The 12022-nt window shown below is 71.6% G+C and carries 11 protein-coding genes and 1 pseudogene; 7 read left to right on the top strand and 5 right to left on the bottom strand.

Features of this window, described 5'->3' with window-relative positions; all coding sequences use genetic code 11:
• Positions 1 to 50 precede the first annotated feature (50 nt).
• Positions 51 to 749, top strand: a complete 699-nt coding sequence (locus tag ACFYYW_RS15950) for an MBL fold metallo-hydrolase (RefSeq protein WP_387649259.1) — start codon at positions 51 to 53, stop codon at positions 747 to 749.
• A gap of 202 nt (positions 750 to 951) precedes the next feature.
• On the opposite strand, the gene ACFYYW_RS15945 is transcribed toward ACFYYW_RS15950, so the two are convergent.
• Positions 952 to 2223 carry a cytochrome P450 gene (locus ACFYYW_RS15945; RefSeq protein ID WP_387649256.1) on the bottom strand — a complete coding sequence of 424 codons (1272 nt, stop codon included), beginning with the start codon at positions 2221 to 2223 and terminating at the stop codon, positions 952 to 954.
• A 141-nt stretch (positions 2224 to 2364) separates the two neighbouring features.
• Here ACFYYW_RS15945 and ACFYYW_RS15940 point away from each other — a divergent pair.
• Positions 2365 to 2775 (top strand): annotated as a pseudogene (locus tag ACFYYW_RS15940) (TniQ family protein); the annotation flags it as partial.
• Positions 2776 to 2885: 110 nt separating this feature from the next.
• Here ACFYYW_RS15940 and ACFYYW_RS15935 read toward each other — a convergent pair.
• On the bottom strand, positions 2886 to 4289 hold the full coding sequence (locus tag ACFYYW_RS15935) for an alpha/beta fold hydrolase (protein ID WP_387649253.1): 1404 nt from the start codon (positions 4287 to 4289) through the stop codon (positions 2886 to 2888).
• A 337-nt stretch (positions 4290 to 4626) separates the two neighbouring features.
• Here ACFYYW_RS15935 and ACFYYW_RS15930 point away from each other — a divergent pair, with 337 nt between their 5' ends.
• From ACFYYW_RS15930 to ACFYYW_RS15915, 4 genes are all read left to right on the top strand, one after another.
• Positions 4627 to 5058 (top strand): hypothetical protein, encoded by a 432-nt coding sequence (locus ACFYYW_RS15930; RefSeq protein ID WP_387649251.1) that lies wholly within the window; start codon positions 4627 to 4629, stop codon positions 5056 to 5058.
• Positions 5059 to 5621: 563 nt separating this feature from the next.
• Positions 5622 to 6392, top strand: coding sequence for a class I SAM-dependent methyltransferase (locus tag ACFYYW_RS15925; protein WP_387649249.1), 771 nt, complete (start codon positions 5622 to 5624; stop codon positions 6390 to 6392).
• A gap of 135 nt (positions 6393 to 6527) precedes the next feature.
• Positions 6528 to 8000 (top strand): MFS transporter, encoded by a 1473-nt coding sequence (locus ACFYYW_RS15920; RefSeq protein WP_387649246.1) that lies wholly within the window; start codon positions 6528 to 6530, stop codon positions 7998 to 8000.
• Entirely contained in the window at positions 8000 to 8464 is a 465-nt protein-coding gene (locus ACFYYW_RS15915; RefSeq protein ID WP_387649243.1) for a MarR family winged helix-turn-helix transcriptional regulator, read from the top strand. The genes ACFYYW_RS15920 and ACFYYW_RS15915 overlap by 1 nt, the downstream gene beginning before the upstream one ends.
• A 21-nt stretch (positions 8465 to 8485) precedes the next feature.
• Here the strand turns inward: ACFYYW_RS15915 and ACFYYW_RS15910 are convergent, their stop codons facing one another.
• On the bottom strand, positions 8486 to 9046 hold the full coding sequence (locus ACFYYW_RS15910) for a GNAT family N-acetyltransferase (protein WP_387649240.1): 561 nt from the start codon (positions 9044 to 9046) through the stop codon (positions 8486 to 8488).
• A 33-nt stretch (positions 9047 to 9079) separates the two neighbouring features.
• Positions 9080 to 9499: a MerR family transcriptional regulator gene (locus ACFYYW_RS15905; protein WP_387649237.1), complete on the bottom strand. Its 420-nt coding sequence runs from the start codon at positions 9497 to 9499 to the stop codon at positions 9080 to 9082.
• Positions 9500 to 9553: 54 nt separating this feature from the next.
• On the opposite strand from ACFYYW_RS15905, the gene ACFYYW_RS15900 reads away from it, so the two are divergent.
• Positions 9554 to 10504 carry an SDR family NAD(P)-dependent oxidoreductase gene (locus tag ACFYYW_RS15900; protein WP_387649235.1) on the top strand — a complete coding sequence of 317 codons (951 nt, stop codon included), beginning with the start codon at positions 9554 to 9556 and terminating at the stop codon, positions 10502 to 10504.
• Between the two features lie 99 nt (positions 10505 to 10603).
• Here the strand turns inward: ACFYYW_RS15900 and ACFYYW_RS15895 are convergent, their stop codons facing one another.
• Positions 10604 to 12010, bottom strand: a complete 1407-nt coding sequence (locus ACFYYW_RS15895; protein WP_387649232.1) for a hypothetical protein — start codon at positions 12008 to 12010, stop codon at positions 10604 to 10606.
• Positions 12011 to 12022 lie beyond the last annotated feature (12 nt).

Below are 12022 nucleotides of genomic sequence, written 5' to 3'. Positions count from 1 at the left end.
GGACCGGTTACCTGTTCCATGACATTTGTGCTGATGAGAGGGGGTCCGCGATGGAGGTCGTGGAGGTCGAGCGGCGCCTGCACCTGCTGCGGCTGACGTTCGGGCAGGCGTACTTGTGGAACGACGACGGCGCGCTCACCCTGGTGGACACGGGCATCGCCACCTCGGCCGGGGAGATCGCCGAGGCGATCGGCCGGCTCGGGCTGCGCACCGACGCCGTACGGCGGGTCGTCCTCACCCACTACCACGAGGACCACTGCGGCGGCGCGGCGGACGTGACGGCGTGGGGCGAGGTCACGGTGCTGGCCCATCGCCTGGAGGCCCCGGTGATCCGAGGGGACGTGCCCGCCCCGCCGCCGAACTTCACCGACGAGGAACGGGCCCTGCATCGCAGTCTGGGCGCCGACCTGCTGCCGCCCGCGCCGCCGTGCCGGGTGGACCGCGAGCTTGAGGACGGCGACGTGATCGCCTTCGGGGGCGGGGCCCGCGTGATCGCCACCCCGGGGCACACCGCCGGCAGCATCGCCCTCCACCTGCCGGAGCACGGAGTCCTCTTCACGGGCGACACCGTGGCGCACGTGTCCGGGCTGGTCATGCCCGGGGTGTTCAACATGGACCGTGACGAGATGCTCCGCTCGTTCCGGCGGCTGGCCGAACTGGACGTCCGGACGGCCTGCGTGGGCCACGGCGACCCCGTCACGGACGCCGGCGACGCCCTCCGTAAGGCAGCCGCCGACCTCCCCGCCTAATGGGAGTCACCGGGTCGGCTTTTCGGGCAGACTCGGTGCCTGGTAGCCGCTGGTGAGTGAGCACTCTCGCCGCCTGGATCGTGAATCCTAGGGTCCGATCGTGCCTGTCGTGCCCGTCACCACGATCATCAGGCAACCATCTGAACGGAATGCCGGCTTCCCGTCCTGCACGGAAGCTGGTCGTCCACTAAGGCGGGCACGGTCAGCCGATGCGGAGCGGGAGGGTGCGGGGGCCGCGGACCTGGCCCGCTGCCCAGGTGACGGCGTCGGGGTCGGCGAGGGTGAAGGTGGGGATGCGCTGGAGCCAGACGTCGAGGGCGGTGCGTAGTTCCATGCGGGCCAGGTGGGAGCCGACGCAGCGGTGGATGCCGAGTCCGAAGGCGGCGTGGCGGTTGACCTCGCGGTCGATGCGGACGTCGGCGGGGTGGTCGAAGTGGGCGGGGTCGCGGTTGGCGGCGGGGAAGGAAAGCAGGACCCAGTCGTCGGCTTTCATGTCGACGCCGTTCCAGTGCATGTCGTCCTTGACGAGGCGGGCCATGGTGACGGGGGCGTAGGCGCGCAGGAACTCCTCCATGGCGGTGGGCAGCAGGGCGGGTTCGGCGACCAGGCGTTCGCGGTCGGCGGGCGTCTTGGCCAGGTGCCACAGGGACGCGCCGATCGCACTCCAGGTCGTGTCGATACCCGCGATGAGCAGCAGCGTCATCGTCCCGACGACGTGGACGGGGCCCAGCTTCGCGCCGTTGAGCTCGGCGTCGAGCAGGTAGGTCGTGAGGTCGTCCCGCGGGTGGGCCAGGTGGTCGTGGATCTGCTCGACCAGGTAGGACGACAGCTCGGCGAAGCGCTCCAGCCGGTGCTCGGTGGGCTCGTTCACGCTTTCCAGGGCGTTCTCCACGAACCACCGGAACCGGTCGGCATCCTCGGGCGGGAAGCCCAGCATGTCGGCGATCACCCGCATCGGGACGTACTGGGCGTACTCGCGGGCCGCGTCCACGACCTCCCGCCCTTCCAGGCCGTCGATCAGCTCGTGACACAACGCCCTGGTGCTCGCCTCCCGCCTGGCGACGGCGGTCTTGGTGAAGGCCGGCAGCAGTAACTTGCGGGCGTCGTGGTGGAAGGGCGGGTCGGACGAGATCGGCGGAACCCCGCCCGCCGGCGCGAGCTCCCGGGGCGGCTTGAGGTTGGTCACGACGACCGCCCTGGAGGAGAACCGCTCGGTGTCGTAGGCGACGGCCGCGACGTCCTCGTACCGGGTGGGCAGCCACACCCCGCCGAACCGGTCGGTGTGCGCGATCGGGCAACGTTGCCGCAGGTCGTCCTGGATGGGGTACGGGTCGGCGGCCCACTGGGGGTCGACGTGGGAGAAGTCGGTGGCCCAGTCGGAGACCGGATCGGTGACGATCTCACTGACGGTGCCGCGCAGCCGGCTCCTGCGCGTCTCTTCCAGCTCCGGGCCGAAGCGGTCGTCCACGGTCATCTCGCAGCTCCATCCCTGACGTCGATGAACCGGTCGGAGTCGATCTGAGGTGAATCGCACCCTCACCCGAATTAAAAAAGCATTCATTTGATACGTCAAGGCACCCCCACGAACGATGTCCTTTGTCTGAGGCGCTTGCAGATGTCAGTACGGCGCCAGTCCTTCAAGTCGTGGGTCGATCGGATGGCCCTGCGGAACGGATCCCCGCCCTGGACGATCACCGAGGCGTCAGGGCTGGATGTGCGCGCATCGAGTGACGTTCGTTCACCGGCGTACGGCGTCGTCACGACGCCGGAGGCGTGCAGGGCGATCGCGGCCGCCACAGGCCTGAGCTCCGCGATTGTCCGTGGGATGCACCTGGAGATGTTCGACGGCTCGGCCGTGGACCTGGCAAGCGTCCGCGTGGGCGACAAGGAGTCAGTCCGCCGGGCAGAGACCCGTGAGTGGGCGCAGCTCATCGGCAGCCGGGCATGCCCGACCTGCCTCGCGGCTTCGGGCGGAGTGTGGCTGGCCTGGTGGAAGCTGGGCTGGGCCGCGGTTTGTCCCGCACATCGGACACTGCTGGTGGATCTCTGCCCGAGGTGCCGCCGTTGGCCCCGGCGTCGCCGCCGGGACATCGGGCCCGGCGACCTCTGGCGGGGCGCCGGGCCGGAAGCCGGTGGTCAGTCGGGGACTGGGCTGCCCTGGCAGCCGCTGTCGATCTTGCCCGTCTCGAAGTACCGCACCACGTCGGCGGCGCACTCGGGCACCCGGGTGGTCGACACGTGCACGTCGTCGGCGACCGTGTAGACGGTACCGCCGATGGCGCGCCGCGTCTGCAGCGTCCAGTCGTAGACGGACATGAACTCGTGCAGGTGCCCCGCCAGCACCAGTGACCCGCTGCTCCGCTTCAACGTGGCCTGCTGCGCCGGCAGGGGCCAGCCGGGACACATGGCGGGCAGTCCCCAGGAACGGCCGGTCGCCGGATGGCGCTTCACGAGCTGCTGGTAGTCACGCCAGGCGGTGTCGAAATCGGCCCGGCTGCTGTCCTCGTTGCACGCGACGGCCAGGTTCATGGTCCTGTTCAGCGTTTCGGGCGCGCCAGGCACGGGCGTCCCTATCCTCGGTGCGCCGAGCACCTCCTTGACGGCGGGCGGGGCAGTGGCGCCCGTCGCCGTCCGCAGTTCGGCCAGCGCCTTGCCCACGCGCACCCACTCGGTCGAGTTGCGCCTGGCCAGGTCGGCGACGGCCGAGCCGTCGATCGGCCGCGGCAGGTCGGTGTAGGTCCTGGGACTCCTGTCGTACGTTCGGACCAGCTCCGCCACCTCCTCGCGCACCTTCCGCGCGGTGACGCCGAGACCGTAGGTGCCGTCGCGGCGGGCCAGCCAGGCGGCCATGCGCTCGAAGTCACGCTCGGCCGCGTCCGCGCTGTCCTTGGCGTGCTGGTCAACGCGTGTCCACGGCGGCGCCACGCTGTCCAGGAAGGCCCTTTCGGTGTGCCCGGGGAACAGGCTGCGGTACACCATGCCCAGATAGGTGCCCCAGGAGAAGCCGAGCAGGTTGAGCTTGCTCTCACCCAGCGCGGTCCGTACCAGGTCCACGTCCTTGGCCACGTTCTCGGTGGTGAGCTGTCCGAGGAAGGCGGAGTCGGAGCCTCCGCACTTCTGGTTGGCGGCGACCTGGGCGTCGTATATCTTCCTGGCCGCCTCCTTGGTCAGCGTGCCGGGCTCCGGCGGGCCTCCTGGCGCGAAGGGGCAGGCGACCTTGGTGCTGTTCCCGACCCCGCGCGGGTCGAAGCCGATGATGTCGTATCGCCCGTTGAGCCTCGCCATCTCCTCGTTCCTGAGCGCGGCCCGCAGGACCGGGTCCAGGTATCCGCTGTTACCCGGCCCGCCCGGCAGGACGGCGATGGCACCGAGCCGGTGGGCCTCGTCCGTGGTGGCCAGCCGGGTCACCGCGATGTCGATCTTCCGCCCGGCGGGCTCACGGTGGTTCAGCGGGACGCTGACCGTCCCGCACTCCAGGCGCTTCATCACGGAACGGAAAGCCGCGACCTTGTCCTCCGACACGCCCAGGCTGCGGATCACCTCATCGGAGTAGGCCGGACAGGATTTCCATTGCACGGAGGCCACGCCGGAACTCGAGCTGGGGTTCGCGCTCGTGCCGGCGGCGGCTCCCGCCGCGGAAGGATGCGTCACCAACCCCGCCAACGCCAAGGCCAGGGCAGGGAAGGAGGTTCGGAATGTCATGCGAGCCAGTAGTAGCGCAGCCGTAGTTTCCTGACCGTTTCCGTGAGGATGGTCGCCGATCGATGCACATGAGCAGGCCGGTGAGCAGCCGCACGACGTAGGGCGGGAGGCCGCCGGCGACGGCCCGGTTCAGAACGAGTGGAGCCGCCGCGAGACGGACGCCGACCCCGGCCAGGTGAGCTACCACCTGCGGCAGATGCAGCCCCATGGGTTGATCGAGGACGTGCCGGAACTGGCCCGGGACAGCCGGGAACGCTGGGTACGGGCGGCTTTGAGCGGATGGGCCTTGGTGCGGGACTCCGAAGCCCCGGAGGCAAGGGCCGCGCTGCAGGCGTGGACTTCACAGTGGGTGATCGACCAGTTCGAGCGGCTGCGTGACTTCGAGCGCACCTACATGACGCTTCCGGAGAACTGGCGCCACGCGTCCTTCGGCAGCAGCCGCCACCTACGGCTCACCCAGGATGAGCTCACGCAGCTCGCCGATCAGCTCAATGCCGTGTTGAAGCCGTGGCGCGAACTGACCCAGGCGCGCGTCGAATCGAGCGAGATCCCGCCGGACACCCGTCCGATCTTCATCTTCTACCACGCATTTCCCGAAGAGCCCTGAGGAGCCTTTCGTGCATCACTTGCAGGAAGAGCTCGTCCGCGCGGACTTGGCTGAGCGGCGAGCCGAGGCCGCACGCCTGCAGATGATCCCGCCGCGCTCGCGCCGGCGTGCTCTGCCACGCCTCCGCGGGCGGTTCGCGGTCACTCTCCGCCGCCTCGCTGATCATCTCGAACCGGCCCTGGAGTCCCGAGGGCGCCAGCCGACCCGCTGAGGCCCGTGTGCTCCGGCATGACGAGCCCGAGCCAACGACCTTCGTACGCCCCCACGCGGGCCGAGGTGAGCGATCTCGGCCGGATTCTGTCAACTCCCATGACGTGAGCGGCGATTCTCCGAGGCCCATTGAGGCGGCAGTCGGCCCCGCGTGTCCGCCGGGCCGGGCAGACTGAACGCTTCGATTGACGGGATGGGCCGCTTGGGGCGAGTTCAGCGCATACGAGCAGCGAGGAGAGGCCACTTCGGCCCGGGTCGACCTGCTGCATTCGGTGGCGAGCGGGATGTCATGCCGTTTGCCCGCTTGACCAAGATCTGCCGTATGTCTGTGCCGCCGGGAATGCTGGGCCAAGATGGCCCGCATGTCTGACACGCCCGAAGATCACGTTGAGACCGCGACCCTCTCCGCACTCAACGACTACGACAGGATGGCTGAGGGGTACGCGGCCGAGAACGAAACCAGCCTCCTCAACGCGTACTACGAGCGGCCGGCGATGCTGGAGCTTGCCGGGGAGGTGACCGGAAGGCGCATCCTCGACGCCGGCTGCGGCGCGGGTCCCCTGTTCTCCGAGCTGCGCGATCGAGGCGCCATCGTGACCGGCGTCGACGCGAGCGCCGGAATGCTGGAGCAGGCCCGACGGCGGCTGGGCGCCGACGCCGATCTGCGGGTCGCCGACCTGGCCGGCCCACTGCCCTTCCCCGACGAGGCGTTCGACGACGTTATCGCGTCCCTGGTGCTGCACTACCTGGAGGACTGGGGCCCGACGCTGGCCGAGCTGAGACGCGTGCTGAAGCCTGGCGGCCGGCTTCTCGTCTCGGTGGACCATCCTTTCAGCGTCACCTTGTTTCAGCACATGGCCGGGGAGAAGCCCAAGTACTTCGAGACCCGCAGCCGGACCGACGAATGGACCATGGGCGGGCAGACCGTCCAGATGCGTTTCTGGGACCGGCCCCTGCACGCGATGACCGAAGCCTTCACTGCGGCGGGCTTTCGGATCAGCGTCTTCAGCGAACCGCCGTTCGTGCCTGAAGCCCGCGAACTGTTCCCGGAGGAGTTCCGCGAGACCGAGCCCACTCGCACGCGGTTCCTGTGCTTCTTGTTCTTCGTTCTCGAAGCCAGTTAGGCCGTGTTTCACGAGGACGGGTCCTGTCGCCGGTGACCGTCCGGGCGCCCAGAGTCCGTACGGCGCTTCGGGGCCGTACGGCGTTCCGAGGGGGTGGGGCGGACATGTGGTTAGTTATGCGAATATAATCGTTATATGCCTATAACGAGTAGAGCGCCCCTCTCCCCCGCCCCCGCGCTCAGCCCCCGCCGGCGGATGCTCGTGCTGGCCATCTGCTGCATGAGCCTGTTCATCGTCGGGCTGGACAACACGATCGTGAACATCGCGCTGCCGGCCATCCGCCGCGACCTGAACGCCTCCATGGCCGGCCTGCAATGGATCATCGACGCCTACACGGTGGTGCTGGCGAGCCTGCTCATGCTGGCCGGCTCGACCGGCGACCGGGTCGGCCGCCGGCGCACGTTCCAGACGGGCCTTGCGCTGTTCACGCTCGGCTCGCTGATGTGCTCGCTCGCGCCCGGCCTCGGCTGGCTGATCGCGGCGCGGGCGCTGCAGGCCGTCGGCGGGTCCATGCTCAACCCGGTCGCCATGTCGATCATCACGAACACCTTCACCGAGCCGCGCGAGCGGGCGCGGGCCATCGGCGTGTGGGGCGCCGTGATCGGCATCAGCATGGCGCTCGGGCCGCTGGTCGGCGGCACGCTGGTGGACTCGGTCGGCTGGCAGGCGATCTTCTGGATCAACATCCCGGTGGGGCTGGCCGCGTTCGCGCTGTGCGCGTTGTTCGTGCCCGAGTCGCGCGCGCCGCGCCCGCGCCGGGTGGACCCGGTCGGGCAGGCGCTGGTCATCGTGCTGCTGGCCACCCTGACGTACGGCTTCATCGAGGCGCCGGCGGCCGGCTGGGGGTCCCCGCGCACGCTGGGCTGCTTCGCGGTCGCGGCGCTGGCGCTGGCCGTCCTCGCACCGTACGAGCTGCGCCGCACCGACCCGCTGATCGACCTGCGCTTCTTCCGCAGCGCGCCGTTCACCGGTGCCACGGTGATCGCGGTGTCCGGCTTCGCCGCGCTGGCCGGGTTCCTGTTCGTCAACACCCTCTACCTCCAGGACGTGCTGGGCCTGTCCGCCCTGCACGCCGGCCTCTACACGCTGCCCATGGCCGGGCTCACCGTGGTCTGCGCGCCGCTGTCGGGACGGATCGTCGGGAACGCCGGGCCCCGCGTGCCGTTGGTGGTGGCCGGGGTCACCATGGCGGCCAGCGGCCTGATCATGACCGGGCTGGCGGCGGACACGCCGACCTGGCGGCTCATGGCCGCGTACGTGCTGTTCGGGGTGGGGTTCGGCATGCTGAACGCGCCGATCACCAACACCGCCGTGTCCGGCATGCCGCGCGCCCAGGCCGGCGTGGCCGCGGCGGTGGCCTCCACCAGCCGCCAGATCGGCCAGTCGCTCGGCGTCGCGGTCATCGGCTCGCTGGTCACCTCGGCCGTGGCCGGCCCGTTCGCCGCCGGGTTCCCGCAGGCCAGCCACGTCGGCTGGTGGATCGTCGCCGGGTGCGGGCTGGCCATCCTGCTGCTCGGTATCCTGACCACGACCGGCTGGGCCCGCCGCAGCGCCACCCGTACCGCCGAACGGCTCGCCCACGCTCCCGACAGAACGGCGGACGCTTGATGACCGACACCCCCGAAGGCCCCGGCAGTTCCGGGCACGACGCCGTGACCCGCGTCTGGGCGGCGATGTACGACCTCGTCCTGCGGCAGGAGGACCGCCGCAAGGAGGTGGCCGACACGCTCGGCATGAGCTTCTTCCGGATCAAGGCGCTGCGCCGCCTGCTGGCCGGGCCGATGACCATGCGAGAGCTGACCGCCGAGCTGTCCACCGACAAGCCGTACACCACCCTGATGGTCGACGACCTGGAGCGGCGCGGCTACGTGACCCGCAGCGTCTCCCCCGACGACCGCCGCAGCAAGATCGTCACGCTGACCCCGGCGGGCACGGCCGCCGCCGAGGAGGCCGAGCGCATCCTGGCCCGCCCGCCGCGTTCCCTGCTGGCCCTGGACCCCGGCGACCTGGCCGCGCTCGACCGCATCATGGCCCTCCTGCTCACCCCGGAGGAACCGGCCCGCCGGCGGTGAGGCCGGGGCCGGCCGCGAGCGTCAGCCCTGGAACCAGGACAGGCGGGCGGCGCAGAGGGTCTGCTCGGCGCCGAACTCCTCGAAGGCGGCGACCGGCCGGAAGCCCAGGCGGGCGGCGAGTCTCAGCGACCGTTCGTGCGCGGTCCGGGTGACGATCACGACCGGCTGGTCGGGCAGCTCGCTCGCCGCGGCGCGCAGCGCGGCCGTCGCCGCCTCGTGGGCGAACCCGCTGCCCCACGCGGGGCGGCGCAGCACGTAGGACAGCTCCAGCTCCTCGCCGTCGCCGGTGACGTGCCCGGGACGGTCGGCCGCGCGGCGCTCGAGCGCCAGCGTCCCGAGGAGCCGGTCGGTGACGAGGTCCGCGATGACGTAGCCGCCCGGGGCGGCCGTGGCGGCGGCGGTTCCGGCGGCGTCGAGGAAACGCTCGACGTCGTCCCGCGGCCGCGGGCCGCCGAGGTGCTCGCGCACCTCGGGGTCGGTCATCAGCTCGACGAGACCGTCACGGTCGCCGTCGTGGGCCTTGCGCAGCAGCAGGCGTTCGGCGCGGATCTCCGTGGCGGACAGCGTGGGCAACCGGCTCATGGGTCCTTGATCCTAGGACAGCCGCGCCGCCGCTCAGGGCGAAGGCGTCGGTGACCAGACCCCGGCCGCGGTCCCGTCCCGGACGTGCCGGCGGTAGGCGACGACCTTGCCGTGGATGATGTCCAGGCTCGCCGTCAGGTCGGCGATCCGCTCGCGGACGGCCCGCTCGTGCTCCTCCAGCAGCGCGAGCCGCTCCGGCTCGTTGCCCGGCCCCGACCGTACGAGGTGGGCGAACCTGCGCAGGGTGGCGATCGGCATGCCGGACTCCCGCAGCCGGTTGCACAGCATCAGCCACTCCACGTCGGCCCGGCTGTAGGCCCGCTGCCCGCCGGCCGTTCGCGGGATCGGGCGCAGGAACAGCTCCTCGCGCTCGAAGAAGCGCAGCGCGTGCACGCCGAGGCCGGTGGCCCGCGCGACGTCCCCGATGGACAGGCGGTCGGCGTCCCTGCTCATGGCACCTCGCCATAGTTTGACCTAGATTGCACTCTAGATTCTACGGTCGGGGGCATGGCACGTACACAACACAGGATCGGCTCGGGGTTCGGCGCGCACAGCACGGCCGACGACGTCCTGGCCGGCATCGACCTGTCCGGCAGGAACATCCTGATCACCGGCGGCTACTCGGGCCTCGGCCTGGCGGCCACCCGTGCGCTGGTACGGGCGGGCGCGCACGTCGTCGTGCCCGCCCGCCGTCCCGGCGTGGCGCGGGACGCGCTGCGCGACCTCCCCCGCACGGAGGTGCGCGAGCTGGACCTGGCCGACCTCGGCAGCGTCCGCGCCTTCGGCGACGGCTTCCTGGAGACCGGCCGCAGGCTCGACATCGTCATCGGCAACGCGGGCGTCATGGCCTACCCCCACCGGCCGGTCGGCCCGGGCTGGGAGGCGCATCTGGCCATCAACCACCTCGGGCACTTCGCCCTGGTCAACCGGCTGCGCCCGGCGCTCGCCGGGGCCCGGGTGGTGTCGGTCTCGAGCTCGGGGCACTTCCTGTCCGACATCCGCTGGGACGACCCGCACTTCCGCCACGGCTACGACCACTGGACGGCCTACGGCCAGTCCAAGACCGCCAACGCCCTGTTCGCCGTCCACCTCGACGCCCTCGGCGCGGCCGACGGCCTGCGGGCCTTCGCCGTGCACCCCGGCAGCATCCTCACCCCGCTGCAGCGCCGCATCCCCCACGAGGAGCAGGTCGCCCAGGGCTGGATCACGGCCGACGGACGCCGGGCCGACGGCTTCAAGACCCCGGAACAGGGCGCGGCGACGGCGGTGTGGGCGGCCACGTCACCCCTGCTGGACGCGCACGGCGGCGCCTACTGCCAGGACTGCGACCTGGCCGAGCCGGCGACGGGCGACGACATGCTGATCGGCGGCGTCAAACCCTGGGCCCTCGACCCCGACTCCGCCGCCCGCCTGTGGAAACTCTCCGCCGACCTGACCGGCGAAGCCGCGTACTCCTGACCTCCGAAGCCGCGTCTCCTGACCGTCCGAAGCCGCCTGCCCTGACCTCCGAAGCCGCCTGCCCTGACCTCCGAAGCCGGCTGCTCCCGACCGCCCGGCTCACCGGCGGCGGCCGGGCCCGAGCAGCAGCGCGACCGCCGCCGCGAGCACGGGGATCGCCACGGCCAGCAGGACGATCGAGCTCCACGGCGTCTCGAACGGCACCCGCGGCGCCGGGTCCCAGTCCACCGAGGTCGTGAAGGGCCAGGCCAGCAGCAGCCCGGCGACACCTCCGGCGGCGGCGCCCGGCACCGCGCCGCAGGCCGCCGCCAGGGCCGCCCGGCAGGCGGTGAGGCCGCGCGCCGCGGCCGGAGAACCGCCGACCCGGAGCAGGAGCCGGCCCGGACGGCGCGACCTGACCGTGGCCGCGAGCGCCCCCGCGAGAGCGGCCGATACGGCCGCCCCCGCGAAGAGCAGCCAGTAGGGCGAAGGCCGGAAGCCCTCCTCCAGGTACGCCTGCCCGCCCTCGCCCAGCCGCTCCTGGACGCGGTCCCGGTCGGCCGCCGTGACCCGGTGCAGGGAGGGATCGACGATCAGCGCCTCCAGCTCCAGCTTGATGCCCATGCCGAGCACGAGCTGCCCGGGCAGGAAGACCGCCTCCGCGCCGCCGGCGGGCGGGGCGACGACGGTGGCGGGAACCGTCCTGGAGATCCTCGGTTCGCCCGGCGGGTCCTCGGGGGCGTGGTACTCGATCGTGACGGTGTCGTGCCGGCCCGGCTCGGACGTGACCACCACGGCCCTGCCCTCGTCGTACGGGAACGACGGGTCCCCCGTGAGGTAACGCAGCAGCGCCTCGACGCCGATGTAGGTGCGAGAAGACGTCCCGGAGTCGGGCGTCGACACGGTGAGGCTCAACGGGTCGACCGGCCCCACGCCCTGGGCGACGTCCGTTCCGGGCAGTTCCTCCCGGACGGCGGCGCTCCCGAGCGCCAGTCGTGCGGGATCGAGCCGCACGACGAGCGCCCCCGGCCGCGCCTGCGGGACGTACTGCGCCCTGGACTGCGCGATCCCGGCCGCAGCGATGGTCGCCACCGCGACGGCGAAGGCCGTGGCGATCATGGTCGCGGCCACCGCGGGGGCCGTCCGCGCGCGCCGGTCGGCCAGGTGCCGGGCCGCGAGCCGCAGGGCCACCGGAAGCCGGGCGCCGCCCTGCCCGACCACGCCCAGCAACCAGGGGACGAAGGGTCCGAGCCCGAGCACGAACGTCGTGGCGCCCACCACGGCGGCCAGCAAGGGGAACAAGGAGTCGTCATAGTGCACGTCCTCGTGCGTCGACCAGGCCACCAGCGCCATCACCGTGAGCCCGGCCGCCGCCACCCACGCGCCGGCGACCAGATGGCCGGAGTGCATCCGGCCGTGCCGCCCGCGCGGAGCGGTCTCCGCGGCGAAGATGGTCGCGCCGCAGGCCAGCATCACGAGCACGCCGATCAGCGCCAGGAGGAAGATGAGGGAGGCGAGGTCCGACATGGAGGGAGCGTA

This window comes from Nonomuraea sp. NPDC001831 (assembly GCF_042892035.1).
GTDB lineage: Bacteria > Actinomycetota > Actinomycetes > Streptosporangiales > Streptosporangiaceae > Nonomuraea.
This window is presented reverse-complemented; position numbering and strand designations above follow the sequence as displayed.

What these genes read in the sequence shown, in the direction of transcription:
- ACFYYW_RS15920 (WP_387649246.1), top strand. Translation starts at nt 6,528, where the DNA reads ATGCCTATAACGAGTAGAGCGCCCCTCTCCCCCGCCCCCGCGCTCAGC.
- ACFYYW_RS15900 (WP_387649235.1), top strand. Translation starts at nt 9,554, where the DNA reads ATGGCACGTACACAACACAGGATCGGCTCGGGGTTCGGCGCGCACAGC.
- ACFYYW_RS15910 (WP_387649240.1), bottom strand. Translation starts at nt 9,046, where the DNA reads ATGAGCCGGTTGCCCACGCTGTCCGCCACGGAGATCCGCGCCGAACGC.
- ACFYYW_RS15905 (WP_387649237.1), bottom strand. Translation starts at nt 9,499, where the DNA reads ATGAGCAGGGACGCCGACCGCCTGTCCATCGGGGACGTCGCGCGGGCC.
- ACFYYW_RS15925 (WP_387649249.1), top strand. Translation starts at nt 5,622, where the DNA reads ATGGCCCGCATGTCTGACACGCCCGAAGATCACGTTGAGACCGCGACC.
- ACFYYW_RS15945 (WP_387649256.1), bottom strand. Translation starts at nt 2,223, where the DNA reads ATGACCGTGGACGACCGCTTCGGCCCGGAGCTGGAAGAGACGCGCAGG.
- ACFYYW_RS15950 (WP_387649259.1), top strand. Translation starts at nt 51, where the DNA reads ATGGAGGTCGTGGAGGTCGAGCGGCGCCTGCACCTGCTGCGGCTGACG.
- ACFYYW_RS15895 (WP_387649232.1), bottom strand. Translation starts at nt 12,010, where the DNA reads ATGTCGGACCTCGCCTCCCTCATCTTCCTCCTGGCGCTGATCGGCGTG.
- ACFYYW_RS15915 (WP_387649243.1), top strand. Translation starts at nt 8,000, where the DNA reads ATGACCGACACCCCCGAAGGCCCCGGCAGTTCCGGGCACGACGCCGTG.